26 protein-coding genes are annotated in these 24822 nt (G+C 63.1%); 13 read left to right on the forward strand and 13 right to left on the reverse strand.

The window, feature by feature from the left end:
* Positions 1-12: 12 nt before the first annotated feature.
* The gene (gene hglS / locus G489_RS0118235) at positions 13-1419 is read right to left on the reverse strand and encodes a 2-oxoadipate dioxygenase/decarboxylase HglS (protein WP_029042723.1); all 1407 of its coding nucleotides are present in this window, start codon (positions 1417-1419) and stop codon (positions 13-15) included.
* Between the two features lie 187 nt (positions 1420-1606).
* On the opposite strand from hglS, the gene G489_RS22120 reads away from it, so the two are divergent.
* From G489_RS22120 to G489_RS0118250, 3 genes are all read left to right on the forward strand, one after another.
* On the forward strand, positions 1607-2458 hold the full coding sequence (locus tag G489_RS22120) for a helix-turn-helix domain-containing protein (protein WP_029042724.1): 852 nt from the start codon (positions 1607-1609) through the stop codon (positions 2456-2458).
* A 65-nt stretch (positions 2459-2523) separates the two neighbouring features.
* Positions 2524-2952, forward strand: coding sequence for an SRPBCC family protein (locus G489_RS0118245; protein WP_029042725.1), 429 nt, complete (start codon positions 2524-2526; stop codon positions 2950-2952).
* A gap of 104 nt (positions 2953-3056) precedes the next feature.
* Complete coding sequence (locus G489_RS0118250) at positions 3057-3629, forward strand: NnrU family protein (RefSeq protein ID WP_029042726.1); 573 nt, start codon at positions 3057-3059, stop codon at positions 3627-3629.
* 3 nt (positions 3630-3632) lie between these two features.
* On the opposite strand, the gene G489_RS0118255 is transcribed toward G489_RS0118250, so the two are convergent.
* Positions 3633-3968, reverse strand: coding sequence for a TraR/DksA family transcriptional regulator (locus G489_RS0118255; RefSeq protein ID WP_029042727.1), 336 nt, complete (start codon positions 3966-3968; stop codon positions 3633-3635).
* A 168-nt stretch (positions 3969-4136) separates the two neighbouring features.
* Here G489_RS0118255 and G489_RS22125 point away from each other — a divergent pair, with 168 nt between their 5' ends.
* Both G489_RS22125 and der read left to right on the forward strand, forming a co-directional pair.
* Complete coding sequence (locus tag G489_RS22125) at positions 4137-5132, forward strand: tetratricopeptide repeat protein (RefSeq protein WP_051332822.1); 996 nt, start codon at positions 4137-4139, stop codon at positions 5130-5132.
* 30 nt (positions 5133-5162) lie between these two features.
* Entirely contained in the window at positions 5163-6599 is a 1437-nt protein-coding gene (der, locus tag G489_RS0118270) for a ribosome biogenesis GTPase Der (protein ID WP_029042728.1), read from the forward strand.
* Here the strand turns inward: der and G489_RS0118275 are convergent.
* A complete protein-coding gene (locus G489_RS0118275; RefSeq protein ID WP_029042729.1) occupies positions 6596-7081 on the reverse strand; it encodes a flavodoxin family protein in 486 nt (161 codons plus the stop codon). The two genes, der and G489_RS0118275, sit on opposite strands and share 4 nt — an antisense overlap.
* 231 nt (positions 7082-7312) lie before the next feature.
* Here G489_RS0118275 and G489_RS0118280 point away from each other — a divergent pair, with 231 nt between their 5' ends.
* Positions 7313-8248 carry a M23 family metallopeptidase gene (locus G489_RS0118280; protein WP_051332823.1) on the forward strand — a complete coding sequence of 312 codons (936 nt, stop codon included), beginning with the start codon at positions 7313-7315 and terminating at the stop codon, positions 8246-8248.
* Positions 8249-8259: 11 nt separating this feature from the next.
* Here G489_RS0118280 and G489_RS0118285 read toward each other — a convergent pair whose 3' ends face one another.
* The 10 genes from G489_RS0118285 to rpsF form a co-directional block, all read right to left on the reverse strand.
* Entirely contained in the window at positions 8260-8760 is a 501-nt protein-coding gene (locus G489_RS0118285; protein ID WP_029042731.1) for a flavodoxin family protein, read from the reverse strand.
* A gap of 176 nt (positions 8761-8936) precedes the next feature.
* On the reverse strand, positions 8937-9671 hold the full coding sequence (locus G489_RS0118290) for an SDR family NAD(P)-dependent oxidoreductase (protein ID WP_029042732.1): 735 nt from the start codon (positions 9669-9671) through the stop codon (positions 8937-8939).
* A gap of 5 nt (positions 9672-9676) precedes the next feature.
* Positions 9677-11149, reverse strand: a complete 1473-nt coding sequence (gene purF, locus G489_RS0118295) for an amidophosphoribosyltransferase (RefSeq protein WP_029042733.1) — start codon at positions 11147-11149, stop codon at positions 9677-9679.
* Between the two features lie 156 nt (positions 11150-11305).
* Entirely contained in the window at positions 11306-11902 is a 597-nt protein-coding gene (locus G489_RS0118300; protein WP_035873429.1) for a CvpA family protein, read from the reverse strand.
* Positions 11903-12027: 125 nt separating this feature from the next.
* Positions 12028-13425: a DNA repair protein RadA gene (gene radA / locus G489_RS0118305; RefSeq protein WP_029042735.1), complete on the reverse strand. Its 1398-nt coding sequence runs from the start codon at positions 13423-13425 to the stop codon at positions 12028-12030.
* Positions 13425-14564, reverse strand: a complete 1140-nt coding sequence (alr, locus tag G489_RS0118310; RefSeq protein WP_035873430.1) for an alanine racemase — start codon at positions 14562-14564, stop codon at positions 13425-13427. Before alr ends, radA begins: the two co-directional genes overlap by 1 nt.
* Entirely contained in the window at positions 14565-16046 is a 1482-nt protein-coding gene (locus G489_RS0118315) for a replicative DNA helicase (protein ID WP_035873431.1), read from the reverse strand.
* A 224-nt stretch (positions 16047-16270) separates the two neighbouring features.
* Complete coding sequence (rplI, locus tag G489_RS0118320) at positions 16271-16918, reverse strand: 50S ribosomal protein L9 (RefSeq protein ID WP_029042738.1); 648 nt, start codon at positions 16916-16918, stop codon at positions 16271-16273.
* Between the two features lie 76 nt (positions 16919-16994).
* Positions 16995-17249, reverse strand: coding sequence for a 30S ribosomal protein S18 (gene rpsR, locus G489_RS0118325; protein ID WP_035873434.1), 255 nt, complete (start codon positions 17247-17249; stop codon positions 16995-16997).
* A gap of 24 nt (positions 17250-17273) precedes the next feature.
* Positions 17274-17627: a 30S ribosomal protein S6 gene (gene rpsF, locus G489_RS21460; protein WP_035873435.1), complete on the reverse strand. Its 354-nt coding sequence runs from the start codon at positions 17625-17627 to the stop codon at positions 17274-17276.
* A gap of 369 nt (positions 17628-17996) precedes the next feature.
* Between rpsF and fabD the strand changes: the two genes are divergently transcribed.
* The 7 genes from fabD to gmk all read left to right on the forward strand — a co-directional run bounded on the left by fabD (position 17997) and on the right by gmk (position 24378).
* Positions 17997-18944: an ACP S-malonyltransferase gene (gene fabD, locus G489_RS0118335; RefSeq protein ID WP_029042740.1), complete on the forward strand. Its 948-nt coding sequence runs from the start codon at positions 17997-17999 to the stop codon at positions 18942-18944.
* Positions 18945-18962: 18 nt separating this feature from the next.
* Positions 18963-19700, forward strand: coding sequence for a 3-oxoacyl-[acyl-carrier-protein] reductase (gene fabG, locus G489_RS0118340; RefSeq protein WP_029042741.1), 738 nt, complete (start codon positions 18963-18965; stop codon positions 19698-19700).
* 188 nt (positions 19701-19888) lie between these two features.
* Positions 19889-20125, forward strand: coding sequence for an acyl carrier protein (locus tag G489_RS0118345; RefSeq protein WP_029042742.1), 237 nt, complete (start codon positions 19889-19891; stop codon positions 20123-20125).
* 60 nt (positions 20126-20185) lie between these two features.
* A complete protein-coding gene (fabF, locus tag G489_RS0118350) occupies positions 20186-21448 on the forward strand; it encodes a beta-ketoacyl-ACP synthase II (RefSeq protein ID WP_029042743.1) in 1263 nt (420 codons plus the stop codon).
* Between the two features lie 156 nt (positions 21449-21604).
* Complete coding sequence (gene mltG, locus G489_RS21465; RefSeq protein WP_081691675.1) at positions 21605-22786, forward strand: endolytic transglycosylase MltG; 1182 nt, start codon at positions 21605-21607, stop codon at positions 22784-22786.
* Positions 22787-22820: 34 nt separating this feature from the next.
* A complete protein-coding gene (locus G489_RS0118360; protein WP_029042744.1) occupies positions 22821-23729 on the forward strand; it encodes a YicC/YloC family endoribonuclease in 909 nt (302 codons plus the stop codon).
* Positions 23730-23739: 10 nt separating this feature from the next.
* Positions 23740-24378: a guanylate kinase gene (gene gmk / locus G489_RS0118365; protein ID WP_029042745.1), complete on the forward strand. Its 639-nt coding sequence runs from the start codon at positions 23740-23742 to the stop codon at positions 24376-24378.
* Positions 24379-24822 lie beyond the last annotated feature (444 nt).

Genomic DNA, 24822 nt, shown 5'->3' on the forward strand with positions numbered 1-24822 from the left:
TACTCCTGTCGGTCATTCGACCCGAACCAGCGGCATCAGCGCCTCGAGGCACTGGCGGATCGAGTCGGTTTCGATTGCTGCGTAGTGTTCGAATTCATCGGCCACCGGCGCGCCGAGGTCGGCCTCGAACCGGTCACGATTTGGATTGGCGGAAAAGTCCTGCTTTGAATCATCGCCGAGATTGGATTCGAAAATCCCCGCCGCGCTGACGGGCAGGAAGTCTTCGTAGACGATGGGATCGAAAGTCACGAGCCCGGCCTCGATAAGGGTTTTGAGGTCGCCTTCTTCCCCGCCGCGATGGGCGGCCTGCTTGCCGGCCTCGGTGAGCGAATAGGCGAAATAGGCAAGACCCTGCTTGCGCATCTCGGCCCAATCATCGGGAAAGGCCGCAAAGCCCTTGGCGAGGGCATCCATGTATTCGCTGGCATTGGAGCCATCGGCAGCGGGCTTGATCCGGTCCCTCACGCCGTTGAGCAGCGTGTCATAAAGCGCCCGGCCCCGCGGGGTCAGCGCCGCGCCGCGCTGTTCGATCTCCCCGAACCGGGCGGTGTGATGGCCTGCCTCCCAACCGCCTTCGGGGTTCTGGAACGAAACGTCTTCCTCGAGCGCCTTGAACGAGGTCTGTCGCAACAGGATCGGGCACCGGCGCGCCGGCGGTCCCTCGACCACCGCCTTGGGGGCGATGCCGCGCTCGGGCATCATGGCCTGCACCCGGTCGATGTCGAGCGTGCGGGGGGTGAGGTGGTTGATATGCGGCCCGCGGAACGAAACCACGTCGGCGATCAGCCGGTGGGTGTCGTGCAGCGCCCGGTACATCTCCGCATCCACCAGCGCCTTGTCGTGCCAGCGGAAGGTTTCGAGCACTTCGGCCACGAAGGCGTCGGCATCGGCCTTGTTCAGACCACCATCGGCCTCGGCCCTGTCGAGGAGCGCGCGGGCGCCCGGGGTGACGATATCGCGGCTGGACAGCGTCCGGGCGGCCTCGTCGCGCAGCGTCTCGTCTTCGATCAGGTCGAGCCGCAGCAAGGAGGTGAAGACCCGGAAGGGGTTGATCTTGAGGGACTTGTCATCGAGCGGGCGGAAGGCCGTCGAATGGACCGGAATGCCGGCAACGGACAAATCGTAATAGGAGACCGGAAACATGCCCATGACCGCGAAGATGCGCCGCATCAGGCGCAGTTCCTCGGGCGTGCCGACGCGAATGGCGCCATGCCGCTCGTCCGAAATCCTGTCGAGCGAATCCGTCTCGGAAAGCCGCGCCTTCAGATGCGGGTCCCTGGCGAGGGTTTCGTCATTCACCTCGGCGACGATATCGATCAGCGTGCCGTAGGCCGGCACCTCGTCGCGGTACATCGCCGACATCGCCGCAGAGAAGGCGGCGCGGATGGTGTTGGGGGAAACAAAGCCGGATTCGCTCATAATGGGGCCTGCAATGATCGGATTGCGCGGATCATAAACCCGCCTCTGATGCGATTCTAACCACGAATTGAGGTGAACTCATGAGGATTGGGAATGAATGAAGCAAGGCGGATGGACGCTTGATCGCGCCGCCATGCCCGGTCAACATGGGGCAGGGACCCGTGAATGTTGAGTTGTCCGCATCGATATGGTTGCGTTTCACTACGAGGAATTCGAGCCGCCCGCCCCGCTGCGGCCCTTCTTGCGGGCGACGTTCTTTGCCGAAGGGCAAATCCACTATCCCACCGACCGCATCCTGCCCAACGGGCTGGCGGTCGCGATCTTCAATCTCAGCGCACCGCATCTGGTCGGCAAACGGCCTGACCGCTCTGATTGGGAGAGTTTCGAGCGCGATTGGGTACACGGGGTGCAGACCACCCCGATGTTCAACACCCCGACCGGGCGCACGCGGGTCGTGGGAATGCTCTTCGATCCCGTCGGCCTCCATGCGCTGACCGGCAAAGACATCACCCACTGGACCGATCTTACAGTTGCGGCGGCTGATATCCTGCCCCCGGGCTTCATTGAAGGGATGAAGTCCTTGCTGGATTCGCCCGGAGAAACCGCAACCCACCAGGCGCTCCACGATCTGTTTGCGGCCCATGCCCGGCTTGACCAACCGGGCTGGGTGCTGGATCTCGCCGGCGACTTGCGCGCGAAGAACGGCATGGTTTCGCTCGATGCGGCCTATAAGGGCATCGGGCACAGCGCCCGGCATCTCAACGCAGTGTTCAAACGCATGAACGGGGTCAGTCCCAAAACCCTGTCCTGCATCTATCGCCTCAACGCGCTTCTCGGCGAAATCGGCGCAACCGGTGCGGTCAACTGGGCCAAACTGGCGCATGACTATGGCTTTTACGATCAGTCTCACTTCAACCGCGAGTTTCGCCGTTTTGCGGGCATGACCCCGCGCGCCTATCTCGAAGGGCGGCGGACGGCCTACCCCGAAGCGGGGCCCGGCGAAGGCGTCAGTTTTGCGCCCGAGGGCGAAGTGAGCTGACCGCGTTAAGCTCCTGGCGGCAACTCCGGGGTAAGAAGGAGCGACAGTCAGCCAGCGGACCCGCCATGAGCCACATCTTCACCGTGACACAACCGATCAACGCAGATCCTGCGACCGTATGGCCCTGGCTGTGCGAGCCGGAACGGCTGGCACGCTGGATGCCTGGACTGAGGAACCTGCATTCGCGGTCTGGTGGCCCCCTGGATGAAAACGGAGAGCTGGTTTACTCAACCCGGCGAGGCGAACATTCTGCCCGGGTCGTGGCTTTCGATCCGGGCCGCTCGATCACCCTGCAATCGCACACTGGCAGCTTCTTCGCCGACTATCGCTATTCCGTTTCAGCCACCGCCGCGGGCAGCGAAGTCACCTTGGAAGCCAGCGGCAGGGCGACCGGGCTTTCCGCGTTGCTGGCACCCTTGCTGAAAGCCCGGATCCGGCAGTCGGACAGCGGTCAGCTGGCCGCTTTGGCGGCGGCGGTCGACGCCGCCGGCTAGACGAACGCATGTAAGCCGGGAAATACGCGCATTCCCCTTTCGTCAGACCCCTTGGGGACTTATGTTGGGTTTGACCCGGCATGGGGTCGGCACAAGGGGGAATCATGGCGATCTTGATTATCGGAGTTGTCCTGTTTTTTGGCGCGCATTCGGTGCGCATGGTGGCGCCCGGTTTTCGCGACGCCCAGATATCGGGCCGGGGTGAAGCAACCTGGAAAGGGCTTTACGCGCTCGTTTCGCTCATCGGCATCGTGCTGATCGGCTGGGGCTGGGCCATGTGGCGTCCCGATGCGGCTTTTCTCTACGAACCGCCCGGTTTCATGCGCCACATCACCTCGCTTCTGGTGACCCTGGGCTTCATCGGTATCTTCGCCGCCTATCTGCCGATGAGCCACATCAAGGCGCGGCTCAAGCACCCCTTCATCATCGGTATCGCCTTGTGGGCGCTCGGCCACGCGCTCGCCAATGGCGACCTCGCATCGCTCGTCCTGTTCGGGGTCTTCCTGGTCTATTCGGTGATCTACTGGTTCGCCGCGAACGCGCGCCCGGTGACCGAAGAGCCCGAAGCACCTCAAGGCCGCAATGATCTGGGGGCGATCTTTGCCGGCGTGATTTCCTCGATCATCTTCGTGGTGATGGTGCATGGCCCGCTGATCGGGGTGGCACCCTTCGGCTGATTGCTAGCTGGCGCAGCGGATACAGAACCGCACCGACGGATCGACATCGAGGCGCTTGAGGGCGATTTCTTCGCCGCAATCCTCGCAAAAGCCGAAATCACCCTCCGCGATGCGCGAAAGCGCCTGCTCGATCCGCATCAGCTCGGCGCGCCGCTGGCGCTCCTGGGCCTGTGCCATCTGTTGGCCCTGCATGGCGTCCATCCGCGACAGCCGGCCCACCGATTGCTGATCGAGCGCCACGGCGGCCCGTGAATCGCTTGAGATTTCGCTGAGCGCCATCAACTCGTCGCGGCGCTTCTCGAGCTGTGCCTTATAGCGGGCGACATCCTCGTCCTGCATAAGATCTCCGACCGTTAAGCGCCTTGTCACAGGCGCAAAATGCGAAATTGCAAATGGGTCGGCACACCACTATGGTGCACCGCCAATTCAACGCATAATCGACCATGCCCGCTCGCGGGCGGCAAAAACAAGAGCCCGGTCGTAAGACAGAGCCCGAGAGCACGCACTATGTCCGAAACCAATATCTTCCGTGAAGTCGACGAGGAACTGCGCAGCGAGCGCATGCAGAACCTTTGGCGCCAATACGGAATCTACGTCATCGGCGCCGCTGTGCTGATTGTGCTGCTTGTCGCGGGCAACGAGGCCTGGCGCTGGTGGCAGCAGAACGAAGCCCAGCGCTCGTCCGCACTGTTCGAGACGGCGCTCGAACGCATCGAGGATGGTGAGGTCGCCGCCGCTCAGGATGCACTCAACGCCACCGAGGCAGAAGCCGGTGGCCGGTATCCGGACCTGGCCCGCTTCCGTGAAGCGGCACTGCTGGCCGAACAGGGCAATACCGAGGAAGCCATCGCCGCCTATGATGCGCTGGCCAACACCCTCGACGATGTGCGTCTGCGCGAACTGGCATCTGTCTACGCCGCCTATCTGCTTGCAGACACCGGCGATGCCGGCGCCGTGCAGCAGCGTGTCTCCGGCCTGCTGGCCAACGGGCATTCGCTGAACAGCGTCGCGCACGAAACAATCGGGCTTGCGCACTATCAGGCCGGCGATGCCAAAGCCGCCCAGACCGAGTTTCAGGCCATCATCGACGATCCGCAGGCCTCGACATCGATTACCTCAAGGGCCCAGATCTTCCTCGATCAGCTGATCGCCGAAGGCGTCAACGATCCCGAACGCCCGGTGATCGAGGAACCCGCGGAAGAAGAGGCTTCGGTCACCGAGGGTGCTGCCACTGAAGAAGCGCCCGCCGCACAAGAGCCTGCCACAGAGGACGCCGCCGCGGTCGAGGAACCGGCAGCCGACGCTGCGCCTGCCGAAGACGCTGCGCCTGCTGAAGAAGCTGCACCTGCCGAGGAAGCTGCACCGGTTGAAGAAGCTGCACCTGCCGAGGAAGCTGCACCGGTTGAAGAACCTGTGGCAGCCGACGAGGCGGCGACGACCGGCGAAGATCCTGCGCCTGCCGAAGGCACCGCCACCACCACTGAAGAGCCGGCGGCCCAATAGGCTGCCAGGCGGAGAAAGGCCCGTCCGGCCATGAGCGTAACTGTAGCCATTGTCGGGCGCCCCAATGTGGGCAAGTCGACGCTGTTCAACCGTCTGGTTGGCCGCAAGCTGGCGCTTGTCGATGACACCCCTGGGGTGACCCGCGACCGCCGCGAAGGCACTGGGCGGATCGGCGAACTCACCTTTACCCTCGTCGATACCGCCGGATTCGAGGATGCGCATGACGGCAGCCTTGAAGCCCGCATGCGCGAACAGACCGAAGAAGCGATCCGGATCGCCGACGTGATCCTGTTCATGATCGACGCGCGGGCCGGGGTCACCCCGCTTGATTCGCATTTCGCCCAGTTGCTGCGCAAATCCGGGAAAAACGTCCATCTGATTGCCAACAAGGCCGAGGGCCGCGCCGCCGATCCGGGACTGATGGAGGCCTACTCGCTGGGCTTCGGGGAGCCGGTGCCCGTTTCTGCCGAACACGGGGTTGGACTGGCCGATCTGCACAATATCGTTTCGGACGCGATTGAGGCCATTGAGGCCGAACACCGCGACGCCGAGGAGTCGATCGCCAACCAGCCGCTCGACGAACGCTTCGTGCCGGAAACCGATGTTGACCTGCTTGAAGGTGAAGACCTTGGCTGGGATCCGACGCGGCCGCTCAATGTTGCGATCATCGGTCGCCCGAATGCCGGTAAATCGACCCTGGTCAACCGCTTCGCGGGTGAAGAGCGCGTGCTGACCGGCCCCGAGGCCGGCATCACTCGCGATTCCATCATGGTGCCCGTCAAATGGGGTGACAGGCAGGTCAATCTTGTCGACACCGCTGGCATCCGCCGCAAGGCGAGGGTCCAGGAAAAGCTCGAAAAGCTCTCTGTGTCCGACGCGCTACGCGCCATTCAATATGCCGAAGTGGTCGTCCTGATGCTCGACGCCACCCAGCCCTTCGAGCGGCAGGACCTGCAGTTGGCCGATCTCGTCGAGCGCGAGGGCCGGGCCCTGATCATCGCGGTCAACAAATGGGACCTGGTCAAGGACAAGAACGCGGCGCTCGCCGCGCTGCGCGAGATGGCCGAACGGCTGCTCCCGCAACTGCGCGGTATGCCGCTGGTGACTATTTCAGGCCTCAAGGGCAAGAATATCGACCGGCTTCGTGAAGCTGTGTTCAAGATCGAAAAGACCTGGAACGTGCGCACTTCGACGGCACGGCTCAACCGTTGGCTCGAGGGCATGACCCAGTCCCATCCGCCCCCGGCGGTTTCGGGGCGCCGCATCAAGCTGCGCTACATGACCCAGGCCAAGACGCGGCCCCCCAGCTTCATCGCCTTCTGTTCGCGCCCGGACGCACTTCCGGCGGCCTACAAGCGCTATCTGGTCAACGGTCTGCGCGAGACCTTCAACCTGCAAGGCGTGCCGATCCGGCTCTGGATCCGCGGGGGTGAGAACCCCTACGTCAAGAAGAAGCAGCGCCGCTAGCTGTTGGCAGCGACCAGCGTTCGGGCCCAGGCCTGGGCGCGGGCGATCTCGCCGTCTGCGAGCGGCCCTTCCATGTCTGTGACGACAAAGCCTGCGGGTTGCCCCAGGGGCTTGCCGCCGAGCCGAGCCAGGCGCCGGGCGATCTTTTCGGCTGCAAAGCCGAACAGATTGGCCATGATCCTGAGGAACCACGGCGCTTTCGAAAGGTCCATGCGCGTGTCAAAGGCCGCGATATTGATCCCGGCGAGGATATTGGGCGGCAGGCCGCGCAAATAGCCGTTCATCGCCGCCGAGGCGCGAAAGGCATTGGTGGGTGCCCCGCACACCAGCAGTCTCACATCTGACGGTATTTGCGGTCGCTGACCGCCGTGAAGGCCTTCTACCCGGGCATCGTGACCGGCCTCACTCAGTGCGGTTGCGATCGCCTCTGCGATCCGTTCGGTGTTGCCGTAGTTTGAATCGTAAACGACGAGTGCGGACATCGACTTCCCCCGCTTTTTTTGCGCGCGCTCACAATAGGGAGGCGGGGAAGGGTCGCCATGACTTGAATCAAGTCATCAGATAGGTCGGCGCGCCGGGCACCAGCGATAAATGTGTTGTGTGTGAAAGCTGCCCTGTTTGATCAGGCTCAATTTCCGAAAACCGCTTTGCCGCTAGGAAGGACCTGCTGACAAGTAACGCGGCCCGCTGCGCGGGCCGGGGAGGGTGCACCAATGCTTGCCTATTTTGCGGCCATACAGGTCGGTCTTCCGCTCTTGTTGATTGTTGCCCACGCGCTGATCCCGGCGGGCAGCTGGGTTGGGTTCATCGCCCGCGTCGCTGCGCTCGCGATTGTCATCGCGGCGGTGGCGATGACGGGCCTTTGGCTGTTTCCGCCCTGGTGGACACCCTATGCCCTGCTGGTGCTCGTGGCGCTGGCGAGTTGGCCGGCAGCACGCCGTTTGCGCAGTGCCCGTCAGAGAGGCCGGATCTGGCAGGGTGCCGAAATCCTGGTCGCCCTGGTCATCGCAGTCTGGCCCGGACTGCAGGTCGTGAACGCCATGAACGGGCGCGCCGACCAGCCGGGCGCCATCGACCTGGCCCGACCGTTGGGCGATGGGCAATATCTGGTGATGAGCGGCGGGCACGACCTCGCGACAAATGCCCATCTCATGACACTGGCACCCGGCTTCGAGCGCTACAGGGGACAGAGCTACGCCGTTGACCTGATTGCGGTCGATGGGGCGGGATTACGCGCGGACGGGATCAGTCCGCAGGACCCGGCCAAATACGCCATCTATGGGACCGATGTCATTGCGCCGTGCGCGGGTGAGGTGATCTCGGCGGAGAACCAGGTCGCCGACATGCCCGCGGGAACGCGCGACCGCGAACACATGCTGGGCAATCATGTCCTGCTGGCTTGCGACAAGGCACAGGTCCTGATGGGGCACCTGGCTCCCGGCACGGTTGCAGTCGAGGTGGGAGACATGGTCACCACCGGGCAGGTGCTCGGCAAGGTCGGGAACACGGGCAACACCGATGAACCGCATCTGCACATTCATGCGCAGACCGCGGGCACCGGGGACGAACCGGTAAATGCCCAGCCCCTGCCCATCACGATCGAGGGGCAGACGCTTTGGCGAAACATGATCCTTGATTGGCGGCGCTAGGGGTCCGGACCCTAGCTGGCCTGATCGGAACTGGCGGTTTGCCCGCTAAGGAGTGTGTTGGCCCAGTCTCCGGCCCGGGCCAATTCACCTTCGATGAAGCTTGAGCCGTCGGGTGCACACACGAAGCTCTGCGGGGGCGCAATCGCTTCTCCGCCGAGATTGCGCAGGGCCAGGGCGACAGCACCGGCAGCACTTTCCTTGCGGCGGAACGTCGACAGGATCGAGCGGCGGCCCGTCTCGAGATCGGGCCGGGTTTCGAAGGTGGCTGTCCGCACCCCTTCAATGCTGCCGATCGGCATGGCCTTGATGTAGTTCATCAACGGCTCGCTCGGCTTGCCGTCACGCGACGGTGTGCCCACGACCAGCAGATCGAGCGGCCTTGGAAAACGCCGCGGCGTCCCCTGGATGTGCCAGGTTTCAACCGTTGCGTGCGATTCCGTTGCCGCTGCGATGGCCGACGCCACTTCTTCGGTGTGACCGAAAAAGGAGTCATAAAGGATCAGGACCTTCATGATTTCCTCATACCAAAACTGCCCCTTGGCCGGGCCTTGTTCGCCCGGTTGCCCGTTATCATAGTGTCTATAGTGATCCGCGTCGTGAAAGAACAGGAATCATCCACGCGGCAGGCACGCGCCGTGGTTGCGCTGTGATGAAATTGCCACGAGCGGCAATGCAGCGCTTCCCCGCCTCAAAGTGGGGTGAACGACTTGTCCTGGAAGTTGAAGATCTGCCCGGTCTGCTTGAAATCCGGCGTGATCATGTCGACCAAACTCGGTGCGACATCATCGGGATGCGGCAGCGTATCCGGGTCTTCGCCGGGCATCGCCTTGGCGCGCATCGCCGTGCGCACAGCACCCGGATAGTAGACATTGATGCGGATCGGCTGCGCCTCGGTTTCCCCGGCATAGGACTTGATCATCGCGTCGAGCGCCGCCTTGGAGGCGGCATAGCCACCCCAATAGGGCCGGCAGCTCTTGGCCGAGGACGAGGACACGAAAAGCGCCCGCCCGGCATCGGACTGGCGCAGCAACAGATCGAGCGATCGGATCAGCCGGTAATTGGCGGTGACGTTGACCGCCATCAGCTTCTCGAATTCCTTGGGGTCGAGATGGGGCAGGGGTGTGATGACGCCCAGCACCCCGGCCGCGGCGATCAGACCGTCGAGCCGTCCCCAGCGTTCATAGATCGAGGCACCCAGCCGGTCGATGCCGTCATAATCGGTCACATCGAGCGGCACGAGCGTGGTCGACCCGCCGGCGCGGCGGATGTCGTCGTCAAGCTCTTCGAGCCCGCCCACGGTCCGCGCCACGGCGATCACATGGGCGCCGCGCGCGCCCGCATTCTTGGCCGCGGCATAGCCGATGCCGCGCGAGGCCCCGGTGACGAGAACGAGGCGGCCCTCAAGGTCTTTGGTATCGGTCATAAATCTCAGCCGGCTTCCCGGAGCATGGAGAGCTGTTTGGGCGAACGTCCGTTCTCTTCGACAAGGTCGACGAGCGGCGTGGGATAGTCGCCGGTGAAACAATGGTCGGTGAACTGCGGCTCCTGCGCGTTGCGGGGGATGCCGCCCACCGCGTCATAAAGCCCGTCAATCGACAGGAACTGGAGCGAATCCGCGCCGACATATTTGCACATGGACTGAAGGTCGGCGTGCTGGTTGGCCAGCAAGGCCTCCGGGTCGGGCGTGTTGATGCCGTAATAGTCCGAATGCGTGATCATCGGGCTGGCAACCCGCAAATGCACTTCCTTGGCCCCGGCCTCACGGATCATCTGCACGATCTTGAGCGAAGTCGTGCCACGCACGATGGAATCGTCCACCAGCACCACGCGCTTGCCTTCGATCTCGGCCCGGTTGGCCGAATGCTTGAGCTTCACGCCGAAGGCGCGGATCTGTTGGGTCGGCTCGATAAAGGTACGCCCCACATAGTGGTTTCGGATGATCCCGAGTTCGAACGGGATGCCGCTTTCCTGCGCATAGCCGATGGCCGCAGGGGTGCCGCCATCGGGCACCGGCACCACGACATCGGCCTCGACCGCGGCCTCCTTGGCAAGGTTCATGCCCATATGCTTGCGGGTGGTGTAGACCTGCCGGCCGGCGACGATCGAGTCGGGCCGGGCGAAATAGACATATTCGAACAGACACACCCGCTCTGGACGCGGCGGGAAGGGCTTGATCGATTCAATCGTCACCGCACCGTCGGCCTTGCGTTCGCAGATCACGACCTCGCCGTTTTCCACATCGCGAACATGCTTTGCGCCGATGATGTCGAGGGCGCAGCTCTCCGAGGCAAAGATCGGGCTACCATTGAGGTCACCCAGCACCAGCGGGCGAATGCCATTGGGGTCGCGCGCACCGATCAGCTTGGTGCGGGTCAGCGCTACCAACGCATAGCCACCCTGCATCTGCTTGATCGCATCGACAAACCGGTCGGCGGAGCTTTTCTGCGGCGAGCGGGCGACCAGGTGCAACACGACCTCGGTGTCCGAGGTCGACTGGCAGATGGCGCCATTGGCGATCAGCTCGCGCCGCAGCTTGAGCCCGTTGGTGAAATTGCCGTTGTGCGCGATGGCGATGCCGCCCTCGGAGAGTTCGGCGAACAGCGGCTGCACATTGCGCAGCACCGTCTCGCCGGTTGTCGAATAGCGCACATGGCCCATGGCGGCGCTGCCGGGCAGGCGGGCCAGTGTGGCCGCGTCGGTATAGTGATCACCAACCAGGCCCAGATGCCGTTCGGAATGGAACTGGCCTTCGCCATAGGTGACGATGCCGGCGGCTTCCTGACCGCGGTGCTGAAGGGCGTGCAGCCCCAGCGCGGTCAGGGCGGCGGCGTCAGGGTGGTCGAGGATGCCGAAGACGCCGCATTCCTCCCTGAGTGTATCTCCATCGAGGTCGAGATCGATGGAAGGGGCGGAGGCTGCGGAAAGCTCGGACACTCGGGTCACCTCGGCATCGCGATGTTGGGAGCGGTTCGCGCGCTCAATACGCCTGCGCGCCAACCCGAGTCAACACTGGCGCCACTCCGGATCAACGAACCGTGGTGCGGCGCAATCGCACAATCAGGTCGTGGTTTCCTCCGGCGGCAACTCATTCTCGAGCGCGTCGGTCCCCTGATCGATCGGCACGTCGGCGCCTGGCTCGGGAGCCGTGGAGCGCGACAGGAAGTCGTTCACCGCCTTCTCCATATCATCCGGCAAGGCACTGATCAGGTCATCCGCCATGCGTTCAAGCGTCGGAAGAGATCGCGAATCCGCCGCATAGTCGTCGAGCAGAGAGGGAAACAGCCAGTTGACGAACACGATGAACACCAGAACGATCAGCAAGCCGCGCACCGCGCCAAAGACGAATCCAAGCGTCCTGTCGAGGGGACCGATCTTGGAATCGACAACGAAATCAGCGATCCGCATGGTGATGAGATGCAGGATGATCAGCGCGACCAGGAAGCTGACTGCGATGGTGACGATATCCGCCAGCAACTCGTCGGCAACATATTCGCGCGCGATCTCGGGGTAGTTCTGCCAGACCCAGATGGCGAAGATGCCCGCGCCCGCCCAGGACACCAGCGAAAGGATCTCGCGGGTTGCACCCCGGGTCGTCGCCAGAAGCGCCGAGATCAGGATGAGCACGCCGGCTGCAATATCGAAAGCTGTGAGCATGGTCCGCCGTTTTCCGTTCTATCAGTCGGCCCGGCTCTTCAATCGGACCTTCGGGTTCCGTTTACCGGGTAAAACCGTACAAGCCAAGCGCAGCACCGTACAGCCAAAGCGTAGCGGTGAATAACTCAGCCCTCATCGCCACTCTCCCGAGGGCGTCCGCTGGCCGCAATCCGGGCAATCAGGTCGGTGAGAGCGCCATGGCGTTCCACATCGATCCCCTCGATGTTTTCAGCACCGGGTTGCTGCGCGGTGACCGCCTTGCCGAAACCCAGTTTCGCGGCCTCGCGCAGGCGCTGGCCGGAATGCACGACCGGGCGAATGCCACCCGAAAGGCTGACTTCTCCGAAATAGACAGCGTCGGCAGGCAGAGGCGCGTTGGTCAGGGACGAAACGAGTGCCGCCGCGACCGCCAGATCCGCCGCCGGTTCGGCGATCTTCAGCCCGCCAGCGACATTGAGATAGATATCATTGGCGCCGATCCGCACGCCGCAATGGGTCTCGAGCACCGCAAGGACCATGGCCAGCCGGCTCGAATCCCAGCCGACAACGGCGCGCCGCGGCGTGCCGAGCGGAGAGGGCGCCACAAGCGCCTGGATTTCGACGAGCACCGGACGCGTGCCTTCCATGCCGGCAAAAACCGCAGACCCCGAAGCGCCCTTGTCGCGCTGGTCGAGAAACAGCGCCGAAGGGTTGGCGACTTCGCGCAGGCCCCCCGACGCCATTTCGAACACGCCGATTTCGTCGGTCGCGCCATAACGGTTCTTGACCCCGCGCAGGATGCGGAAATTGTGTCCGGCATCGCCTTCGAAATAAAGGACGGCATCGACCATGTGCTCGACGACCCGGGGCCCCGCGATCTGCCCGTCCTTGGTGACATGCCCCACCAGAACGACCGCAGCGCCCGTTTTCTTGGCGAACCGGGTGAGGGCCTGAGCGCTGGTGCGCACCTGGGTCACGGTGCCGGGCGCAGAATCGATTCGGTCGGTCCAAAGCGTCTGGATGGAATCGATGATGACGAGATCCGGCTTGTCGGCGCCCTCAAGGGTCGCCAGGATCGCCTCGACATTGGTCTCGGCGGCGAGCCTGACCGGCGTGTCCGCGACACCGAGCCGCTGTGCGCGCAGCCGCACCTGGGCGATCGCTTCTTCACCCGAGATATAAACAGTGTTCCGCCCAGCCGCACCTAGCGCTGCAACGGCCTGCAACAGCAATGTCGACTTGCCGATCCCCGGATCACCACCGACCAGGACCGCCGAGCCCACAACGAACCCGCCACCTGTGACGCGGTCAAGTTCGGCAATGCCCGTGACAACCCGCTGGGCATCCTCTGTCTCGCCTGAAAGCGGCACGAGTTCCACACCGCGCCCTGAGGATTTGGCAGCCTTCGGGCCGGCCCCGATGCCGGTATCGGCCATCTCCTCGACAATCGAGTTCCATTCGCCGCAGCTCTCGCAGCGGCCGGCCCAGCGCGGGGTGACTGCGCCGCAGTTCTGGCAGACGAATTGAACCTTGGCGCGGGCCATCAGGACCCGTCCGTACCGCTGTCGCGATAGGTGCGCGCGTAGCGCCCCTTGAGGGAGGTCAGGATTTCATAGCCGATCGTGTTGGCGGCATCGGCGTGATCGTCGACGGTCACGTCCTTGCCAATAATCGTGGCCATCTCGCCGGGCACGGGCAGGTTATTCCCCAGATCGGTGATGTCGACCGCCGCCAGGTCCATCGAGATGCGCCCGACAAGCGGCACCTTCTGCCCGCGGATGACGATGCGGCTGCCCGGCTTGTTGGGCTGGTTCGACAGGGCGCGGAACAGACCGTCCGCATAGCCAAGCGAGATGATCGCCAACCGGCTGTCGCGCTGCAGCGAGAAGCTGGCCCCATAGCCCACGGTCTCGGAGACCTTGGCCTCGCGAACCTGCAGGATCTGGGCTTCGAGCTTGACCGCCGGCGCCATCGGATTGGGCCGGCCAGCGATGGCGCGTGCGCCATAAAGTGCGATGCCGGGCCTGACGAGCTGGAAATGATGGCGCTTGGAAATCATCAGTCCGGCCGAGTTGGCCAGGGAGGCCGGAATGTCCGGGAACTGCCCCAGGAGCGACTGGAACAGGGCCAATTGCGTCCGGTTCTTTTCGTGTCCGGGCAGGTCCGCACACGCGAAATGGCTCATCAGCAATTGCGGTTTGTAGCCGGACGCGTTGAGCTGCGCCTTGACGTCGCCCGCTTCGGCGAGCCGGAGCCCGAGCCGGTTCATGCCTGTATCGAACTGCAGGGCCGCCGGATAGGCTTCGCCCTGGGAAATGCAGTAGCGCAGCCATTCCTCGAGCATGGGTAGCGAGGAAATCACCGGCATCAGCCGTGCCTGGGCATAGAGCCGGGACTGTCCGGGCCACAAGCCGTTGAGCACAAAGACATGCGCATCGGGCAGCAGGTCGCGCACGATGATGCCCTCTTCGGGCGTCGCCACGAAGAAGAAGCGCGCACCGACCTCATAGAGCGCCGGCGCCACCTGGCGCGCACCCGTGCCATAGGCGTCGGCCTTGAGGGCCGCGCCGGTCAGGGCGGTCGGGGTGATGCGGTCGAGGGCCTGCCAGTTTCGCTTGATGGCACCCAGATCGACGGTCAGTCGTGCTGGGGCCAGGCTGGCGGCCTGTGCTGGAATCGGCATTTATTCAAATCGCTCTGGCAGTTGGCTGTCCTGTACCAGATTGGAGAAGCGCGTCAATTCGGCCTCGAACGCAAGTTCGACGGTACCGGTGGGACCGTGACGTTGCTTGGCGATAATGACCTCCGCCTTGCCGTGGACTTCCTCGGCTTCCGCAAGCCATTTCAGATGGTCTTCCGTCCCCGGCTTCGGCTGCCGGTTCTGGTGGTAATATTCCTCGCGATACACGAACAGCACCACGTCCGCATCCTGCTCGATCGAACCCGATTCGCGCAGGTCAGCCAATTGCGGGTGTTTGTCCTCGCGCGCTTCCACCTGCCGCGACAATTGCGACAGGGCGATGATGGGCACGTCGAGCTCCTTGGCGAGCGCCTTGAGGCCGGTGGTGATTTCAGTCAGTTCCTGCACGCGGTTGTCCGATGATCTGCGCGACCCGGACAGCAATTGCAGATAGTCGACCACGATCAGGTCGATGCCTTTTTGCCGCTTGAGGCGACGGGCGCGCGCAACGAGTTGCGAGATCGAGATGCCACCAGTGTCGTCGATGTAGAGCGGGGCATCCGCAATAGAGTTCGAGGCGGTGACGAGCTGTCCGAACTGGCTCTCATGGATGTTGCCTCGCCGGATATCGGAAGACGAGATTCCGGCCTGCTCGGCAAGAATACGCGTTGCGAGCTGTTCGGAGGACATTTCGAGCGAGAAGAACGCGACCCGTCCGCCATCGACCGTCTTGATGTGGCCATCGGGTTGGGTTTCGCCCTGCCACGCCTTGGCAATGTTGAACGCGATATTGGTCGCCAGCGAGGTTTTCCCCATCGCCGGTCGACCGGCAAGGATGATCAGGTCCGAGCGCTGCAGCCCGCCCATCTTGCGGTCGAGATCGATGAGGCCGGTGGCGGTACCGGAAAGTGAGCCGTCGCGGCGATAGGCTTCTCCGGCGAGATTGACCGCATCGCGCAGCGCGACATTGAAGGCCTGGAACCCGCCTTCGTACCGGCCGCGCTCGGCCAGCTCGAACAGCGATTTTTCAGCGTCCTCGATCTGGCGGGCAGGGGACTGCTCGACCGGCGAGTCATAGGCATCGGCCACCATCTGCTCGCCGACCGTGATCAGCGAGCGCCGGATGGCAAGGTCATAGATCGCCTGGCCGTAATCGGCAGCGTTGATGACCGTGGTCGCCTCGGCGGCCAGCCGGGCGAGATAGTGCTGCATCGGAATATCGGCGGTCAGTTCGTCCGGCAGATGGGTCTTGGCGGTGATCGGGTCGGCGGTCTTGCCGGCGCGGATGATCTTGGCCAGCACCGCATAGATGTCCTGATGCACAGGCTCGTAGAAATGCTCGGGCTCGAGAAAGTCCGAAACGCGGTCGAAAGCCTCGTTGTTCACCAGAACCGCACCCAGCAGCGCTTGCTCGGCCTCCACATTGTGGGGGGCCTGCCGATAGGTTTCGGGCTGTGCCACGTCGAGCCGTCGCACCGCTTCCATACGATCCTCCAGAGGTGATTGGATACCTTTTGTTTACCATCCGTCGCGCCACCGCAAGGCGGCAGAACCAGAAACAGGTCCCGGCAGGAAGAATCTCGGATTCGGTATCCGGTCACCGTGAATCACGGGGATAACCGTCAAAGATTCTATACCACCGGCGCTGGCAAACAAAAGGCCGGGGCGAACCCCGGCCTGATGCAAACTGATTCGGGTTGAAGAGGCGTTTAGGCCTTGTCTTCTTCCTCGCCCTCGGCGGTGTCGGCATCGCCTTCGGCTTCCGCTTCGCCTTCGCTTTCCTCAGCCGCGGCCTCGAGTTCTTCCGGCGCGCCTTCTTCGAAGATTTCTTCGGTTTCGGGGGCTTCGTCTTCCTCGATCTCGTAGCTGACGACGGTCAGGTCTTCGCCTGCCGCCTGACGATCGGCTTCATCGTCCGAACGGGCCACATTGACCAGGACCCTGGTCTCGACTTCCGCGTGCAGGTTGATGGCAACCTCGTGCACACCGACCGACTTGATCGGGCGGGAAAGGTCGACCTGCGAACGCTGAACGTCCGAACCGGCGGCCTGCAGTGCCTCTGCGATGTCGCGCGAGGTGACCGAGCCATAGAGCTGGCCGGTTTCACCCGCCTGGCGGATGATCACGACCTTCTTGCCGTCGACGCCCTGGGCGATGCCCATGGCCGCGTCGCGGCGCTCGGCATTGCGCTGTTCGATGACGGTGCGCTCGGCTTCGAACTTCTTGCGGTTGGCTGCGGTCGCGCGCAACGCCTTGCCCTGGGGCAGAAGGAAGTTGCGGGCGAAACCGTTCTTCACGGTCACTTCGTCGCCAATGGTGCCGAGCTTGCCGACACGTTCGAGCAGAATGACTTGCATGTTTCTCTCCTATGCTGTCCCGCCTCAAGGGCGGTTAGAGGCCCGAAGGCCCCAGCGCGCTGTGCTCAAAAAGCGCTTATTGAACCACGAAAGGCAGAAGCCCGAGGAAACGGGCGCGCTTGATGGCCTTGGCCAGCTCGCGCTGCTTCTTGCCCGACACGGCCGAAATCCGGCTCGGCACGATCTTGCCGCGCTCGGAGACGAAACGCTGCAGAAGGCGCACGTCCTTGTAATCGATGACCGGCGCGTTGGGGCCGGAGAACGGGCAGGTCTTGCGGCGGCGCTGGAAGGGCCGACGGACCTGGGTGGTGGTGAGATTCTTGATCGCCATGATGAATTCTCCTTGCTGCCCGGCTTAGCGGCGCGGCCCGCGGCGTTCGCGGTCGTCGCGCTTCTGCATCATGGCCGAGGGGCCTTCCTCATGCGCATCGACGCGCACGGTCAGGAAACGCAGAATGTCTTCGTTGATCCGCATCTGACGCTCCATTTCGGTGACGGCGGAAGCCGGCGCCTCGATGTTGAGAAGCGTGAAATGGGCCTTGCGGTTCTTGCGGATCCGGAACTGCAGGGACTTCAGCCCCCAGTATTCGGACTTCTCGATGGAACCGCCATTGGAAGTGATGACATCGCTCAGGGTCTTGGTGAGATCCTCGACCTGCTGGGCGGAAACGTCCTGGCGCGCCAGGAACACATGCTCATAAAGGGGCATGAAAACGCCTTTCGTTGTTACAGTCCTGTCCGCTCGCCGGCGCAAAGCCTCAATGAAGCCATCAAAAGGCGTTCAAAGATTCCTTCCAAAGAGCGGGAACACGGGAGGCCGGCACCGTTCCTGGTGCCTGGCAGGTCATGACGCTTTCGCCAAAGACGAACGAGCCACGACAAGCCCCTCCGTTCAGCTCCCGGCCGAACGAACCGGGCCTAGCTATGCGTTCCCGTGGGAAAACTCAAGCAATTTCTCATGAGGCGGGGCATTGCCTTGACTTCAACAAGCTTGACGCTATTAGCCATGCGCTGCGCTTGCCAATTGCGCCAACTTGCCCAATCTTGGCGAAGCGCCGACCAAGGAGGCCGATAAATCATGGCGGACAGGGCACTTACCTTTCCCGGACAGGGCAGCCAGACCGTTGGCATGGGCAAACCGCTCGCTGACGCCTACCCGGAAGCAAAAGCCGTTTTTGAGGAAGTCGACGATACCCTTGGGGTCTCTCTTTCCTCGATCATGTTCGAAGGACCCGACGACAAGCTGCGGCTGACCGAAAACGCTCAGCCCGCGCTGATGGCCGTTTCGATGGCTGTGATCCGTGTGCTGGAGGCGCGCGGCAAGACGGTGCCGGACATGGCCAAATATGTCGCCGGGCATTCGCTGGGCGAATACTCCGCCCTGTGCGCCGCCGGCTCGCTGACCATCGCCGATGCCGCCCGGCTGCTGCAGATCCGCGGCCGCGCCATGCAGCAGGCCGTGCCGGTGGGCGAGGGCGCGATGGCCGCGATCCTCGGCCTCGATCTCGACGCAGTCACCGAAATCGCCGCCAATGCCGCCCAGGGCGACGTCTGCGAATTGGCCAATGACAATGCGCCTGGCCAGGTCGTGATCTCCGGTTCCGCCGCCGCCGTCGAGCGCGCCGCCGAGCTCGCCAAGGCCCGTGGCGCCAAGCGCGCGCTGATGCTGCCGGTGTCTGCACCCTTCCATTGTTCTTTGATGGAACCTGCTGCCGAAGCCATGCAGGCCGCGCTTGCCTCGGCCAGCGTCAAGGAGCCTTCGGTTCCGCTGGTGGCCAATGTGCTGGCGGCTCCGATTTCCGATCCCGCCGAAATCAAGCGCCGGCTTGTCGACCAGGTGACCGGCCGCGTCCGCTGGCGCGAATCCGTTGAATGGCTTGCAGGCGAAGGCGGGGTGACCCAACTCATAGAAATCGGCGCCGGCAAGGTCCTCACCGGACTGGCCCGCCGAATTGCAAGCGACGCCGATGCCACAGCGGTCGGCACACCCGAAGACATTGACGGCTTCATTGCCACTCTCGCCTGATCTGGGGGACCTCACTTTATGTTCGATCTGACTGGAAAAAGAGCGCTGGTTACCGGTGCGAGTGGTGGTATTGGCCGCTCGATAGCCCTGGCGCTCGCCGAACAGGGGGCGACTGTCGCTCTGTCGGGAACCAATCAGGAGCGGCTGGCCCAGACCGCCGAAGCCATCAAGGGCGAAAGCCACACCCTGACCTGCAATCTCGCCGACCGCGACGCTGTCGAGGCTTTGGTGCCCGCCGCCATGGAGGCCATGGGCGGCATCGATATCCTGGTCAACAATGCCGGCCTGACCCGCGACAACATCTTCATTCGCCTCAAGGACGAAGACTGGGACACGGTCATCGAGGTCAACCTGACCGCTGCCTTCAAGCTCAGCCGGGCGGCCACCAAGGCCATGCTGCGCCAGCGCTGGGGCCGCATCATCCAGATCACTTCGGTGGTTGCCGTCGACGGCAATGGCGGGCAGGGGAACTATGCCGCCTCCAAGGCCGGGCTGATCGGCATGTCGAAGTCGCTCGCCAAGGAAGTGGCGACCCGCGGCATCACCGTCAATTCGATTGCCCCGGGCTTCATCACCTCGGCCATGACCGACATGCTCAACGACAAGCAGCGCCAGGTCATCCTCGACGATATCCCGATGGCTCGTCTCGGAACGCCGGAAGAAATCGCTGCCGCCGCCGTGTATCTATCCAGCCAGGAAGCGGCCTATGTGACAGGCCAGACACTGCACGTAAACGGAGGCGCAGTGCTCGTTTAAACGGGCGGATTTGCTGGTTTTGCCAATATGGTCAAAGCCAAAAAAGTGTGATAATGCCCGCGCACTAAATGGGCCGACATGCAGAGATCTGACGCAGCTTGCCCGGCGCGGGGCCCCGGAAACCGGGATGTTTGACATCACACCGCGATAGAACGACAACAGTTAATTGGAATAGAGGAATACCGACCATGAGCGATATCGCCGATCGCGTGCGCAAGATCGTTGTCGAGCATCTCAATGTTGAGGCCGACAAGGTGACCGAAAAGGCCAGCTTCATCGATGACCTTGGCGCCGACTCCCTGGACCAGGTTGAACTGGTCATGGCGTTTGAAGAGGAATTCAACGTCGAGATCCCCGATGACGCCGCCGAGTCGATCCAGACCTTTGGCGATGCCGTTTCTTTCCTTGAGAAGGCCGTCAACTAACCAGCGGCCGATGGGGCCACATCGGTCCCGGGCCTTGGCCGGAGAAATGCGATGACGACGTTGCGGCGTGTCGTGGTCACCGGACTCGGTATCGTTTCCCCCATGGGGGCCGATGTCGAAATCGCGTGGCGCAACATTCTTGACGGGAAAAGCGGGGCCAAGCGCGTCGATGAATTCGACGTGGATGACCTCGCTTGCCAGATCGCCTGCCGGATTCCGGTAGGCGACGGGTCGAACGGCACCTTCAATGCCGACGACTGGATGGAACCCAAGGAACAGCGCAAGGTCGACCCGTTCATCGTCTACTCGATGGCCGCGGCCACCCAGGCAATCCAGTCGAGCGGCGTGCCGCTCGACACCGACGCCCAGAAGGAACGCTCCGGCGTTCTCATCGGCTCGGGCATTGGCGGTATCGGCGGTATCTATGACGCCTCGGTCACCCTTCATGAGAAGGGCCCGCGCCGCATCTCTCCTTTCTTCATTCCCGGCCGGCTGATCAATCTCGCCGGCGGGCATGTCTCGATCCGTTTCGGGCTCAAGGGGCCGAACCACGCTGTCGTCACCGCCTGTTCCACCGGCGCCCACGCCATCGGCGATGCGGCACGGCTGATCGCGCTCGACGATGCCGATGTGATGGTGGCTGGCGGCACGGAATCCCCGGTTAACCGCCTGTCCCTGGCTGGCTTTGCCGCCTGCCGGGCACTTTCGACCGGCTTCAATGACCGCCCGACAGAGGCCTCGCGCCCCTATGACAAGGGCCGCGACGGGTTCGTCATGGGCGAGGGGGCAGGCGTTGTCGTGCTCGAAGAGTATGAACACGCCAAGGCTCGCGGTGCGACCATCTATGGCGAAGTGATCGGCTATGGCCTGTCTGGCGATGCCCACCACATCACCGCACCTGCCGAAGACGGCAATGGTGGCTATCGCTGCATGCAGGCTGCGCTCAAGCGCGCTGGCGTTTCGATGGCCGATGTCGATTATATCAACGCCCACGGCACATCGACCCCGCTCGGCGATGAAATCGAGCTGGGTGCCGTCGAGCGCCTGCTTGGCGATGCTGCGGCGAATGCCACCATGTCCTCGACCAAATCGGCCACGGGACACCTGCTCGGTGCTGCCGGCGCAATCGAGGCGATTTTCTCGCTTCTGGCGATGCGCGACAACATCGCGCCGCCGACGCTCAATCTGGTCGATCCCTCGATCGAAACGCCGATCGATCTCGTGCCGCTCAAGGCGCGCGAGAAAGAGATCAACATCGCCTTGTCGAATTCATTCGGCTTTGGCGGCACAAACGCGTCGCTGGTTTTCCGCTCGGTCGACTAGACTTCGCTACAGCATTTGCCGGCCCCGTCACATGCGGGGCCGGAAATCTGCCTTCAACGGTTCTCCACACACAATTTTCGCCACGATCCGGTGCTTGCAATCGGGGCCGCGCCACGCCAATAAGAGCGCGGTCCAAGAAGATTCCGCAGGGACGGTATGAGCGACAAGAAAAAGAAAGCCCGCCGCAAAGGGCGGCGCAAGCCCAACCCGATTCTTCAATTGCTCAACGCCATACTCCTGCTGATCGTCATCGGCATTATCGGCGTGTTCGCAGCGCTTTATTTCGGGGCCAAGCAGTTTCACGCCACCGGTCCCGCGACCGAGGAAGCGGTGTTCCTTGTGCCCAGCGGCGCATCGCTCGCAAGCGTTGCTGCCGGCCTTGAGGAGCAGGGGCTGATCGACAACGAGTTCGTGTTCCGCTTCGCCACGCTGATGCAGAAAAAATCGACCGACATCAAGGCCGGCGAGTTCCGCATTCCGGCAGGCGCATCCATGGCCTCGATCCTGCATGAGATCACCGAAGGCACACCCATCGTCTACCAGGTCACGATCCCCGAAGGCTTCACCTCCTGGCAGGTTGTCGAGCGGTTGAAGGCCGCCGAGCATCTTGTCGGCGACATCGAGGCCCTGCCGCCCGAGGGCTCGCTATTGCCCAATACCTATGCCTATGAGCGCGGCGATACCCGCCAGAGCGTTCTCGAGGCAATGGCCGGCGAGCACGAAACCGAACTCGCCCGGATCTGGGAAGGCCGCGCCGAGGATCTGCCCATCGAAACCCCGCAGGAACTCACTGTGCTGGCCTCGATCATCGAGAAAGAGACAGCGGTGGCCGAGGAACGACCACGCGTCGCTGCGGTCTTCGTCAACCGGCTCAAAGCCGGCATGCGCCTGCAGTCGGACCCCACCATCATCTATGGCATCACCCAGGGTCAGGGGCCGCTCGGCCGGGGGCTGCGGAAGTCCGAAATCGAGGCGGAAACGCCCTACAACACCTACGTGATCAAGGGTCTGCCGCCCGGACCAATCGCCAATCCCGGCGTTGAATCCCTGCGCGCTGCGGCCAATCCGGCCCAGACCAAGGACCTCTATTTCGTCGCCGATGGCACCGGTGGACACGCGTTCGCCGAGAGTTATGAGGAGCATCAGCGCAATGTGGCCGAGTGGCGCCGCATTGAGGCGGAGCGCGAACGCATCGCCCGCGAGAAAGAAGCCCAGGAGGCTGCAGACGCGGCCGACGAGGCCGCGAATGCGGAAGTCGTGGAAGACGTAGCCGAGGGCGAAGAAACCGCCGATAGTGCAGGTTCCGACTCGCCAGTGGCTGCGGAAACGGCACAATAGAGGCTTCGCCGAGGTCCAACCCGAGGAAGATGCGATGACAGCAGCCATTCAGTCCATGACCGGCTTTGCCCGGCAAAACGGATCGGCGGCCGGTTGCAGCTTCACCTGTGAAATCCGTTCGGTGAATGCCCGCGGGCTCGACCTTCGCATGCGCCTGTCCCCGGGACTCGAACCGCTGGAAGCGGAGATCCGGAAGCTTGTGGGGCGATACCTCACCCGCGGCGCCATCAACATGACGATCACGACCCAGCGCGACACCGCCGGCACCGAGGTGATCGTCAACCACGACGCGCTGGAGGCGGTGCTGGGAGCGCTCGATACGCTTGCCGAACGGGCCCGAAAGGCCGACATCAAGGTCCGCAAGCCCGCACTCGACGGCATTCTCGGCCTCAAGGGGGTTCTCGATATTCGTGAGGAGGCACTGGCCGAGGACGAACAGGCGGCACTCAATCGTGCCGTGCTCGAAGGCGTTGAACGCGCCTGCGCGGACCTCGCTGCAGTGCGTCAGGCTGAGGGCCAGCGGCTTGCCAATATCGTTGCCATGCGCATCGATGAGATCGAGACCCTCGTTGCTGATGCCGAAGGCAATCCGGCGCGTTCGCGTGAAGCCATCACCGAACGGCTGCGCAAGCAGCTCGCCGAACTCTCCGAGGCCGGTGCGGACCTTTCCGAGGACCGTCTGCACGCAGAAGCGCTCGTTCTGGCGACCAAGGCCGATATCCGCGAGGAACTCGACCGCCTGACCGCCCATATCGGCGCCGCACGTCAGCTTCTCGAACGTGGCGGTGCGCTGGGCCGCAAGCTCGACTTCCTTGCCCAGGAATTCAATCGCGAAACCAACACCCTGTGCTCGAAATCGAACGATGTGAGCCTCACGGCTACCGGCCTTGACCTCAAGGCCGCGATCGATCAGCTAAGGGAACAGGTTCAAAACATCGAATAGGCAGTACCCTATGGCCGACCGGCGCGGCGTCATGCTGATCCTGTCCTCGCCCTCCGGTGCGGGCAAATCCTCGATCTCGCGGGCGATCCTGCGGCAGAATCCGGACGTGCATCTGTCGGTTTCCGTGACCACCCGGCCGCGCCGGGGCGACGAAATCGATGGTCAGCACTACCATTTCCGCACGGTCGAGCAATTCGAGGAAATGCGCCGGCGGGACGAGCTTCTCGAATGGGCCAGGGTGCATGATAATTTCTACGCGACCCCCAAGGCGGAGGTCGACCAGTTCCTCGCTGACGGCAAGGACGTTCTTTTCGACATCGACTATCAGGGCGCGCTGCAGCTCTACAAGAAACGCCGCGCGGACGTCGTTGGCGTTTTCATCCTGCCGCCGTCCATTCCCGAACTGAAAGCCCGGCTCGAGCGCCGCGCCGAAGACAGCCAGGAGACCATCCTCAAGCGGTTGCGCAATGCCGCCGAGGAAATAGCGCACTGGAATGAATACGACTACGTCGTCATCAATCGCGATCTCGAAAAGAGCGTCGATGAGGTGCAGCAAATCCTTGAAACGGCACGCCTGTCGCGCCCGCGCCGGACGGATTTGGAAAGCTTCGTCAATGAATTGCAGGCACAGATCGAATCTGTGCTGTAGCCGCTTGAATCATCGCTTCAGGCTCTTGAAGTGATTTGTTAACCATAAATTTGCCGCTTCTGGGCACCCTCGTCCTTCGACGGGCTCAGGATGAGGGCGGGGCGGTTGCATCCTCCCGGGCTGCCCCGGACCTAATCCGGGGCCTGTTTCCGTTAGGCATAGAGGTCCCGGCTCAAGGCCGGGACAGCGAGGCTTGTGGGCAGTGGGCCGGCCAAACAATAACTGTCATTCCGACGTAAGTCGGAATCCACTCGCATCGGCTCGTGAGAACATCGTCAGCGCTTCTGGCCAACCGCGTGAGCAAGTGGATCCCGGATCAAGTCCGGGATGACGGGGGAGTTTTTGGCAAATGCCAAATCCAACCACTGACCTCATCCTGAGGCGGGAGCGCCGCAGGCGCGACCCTCGAAGGACGGAATGGAGCGGCCACCCTCGTCCTTCGAC

This window comes from Cucumibacter marinus DSM 18995 (genome assembly GCF_000429865.1).
GTDB classification, from domain to species: domain Bacteria; phylum Pseudomonadota; class Alphaproteobacteria; order Rhizobiales; family Devosiaceae; genus Cucumibacter; species Cucumibacter marinus.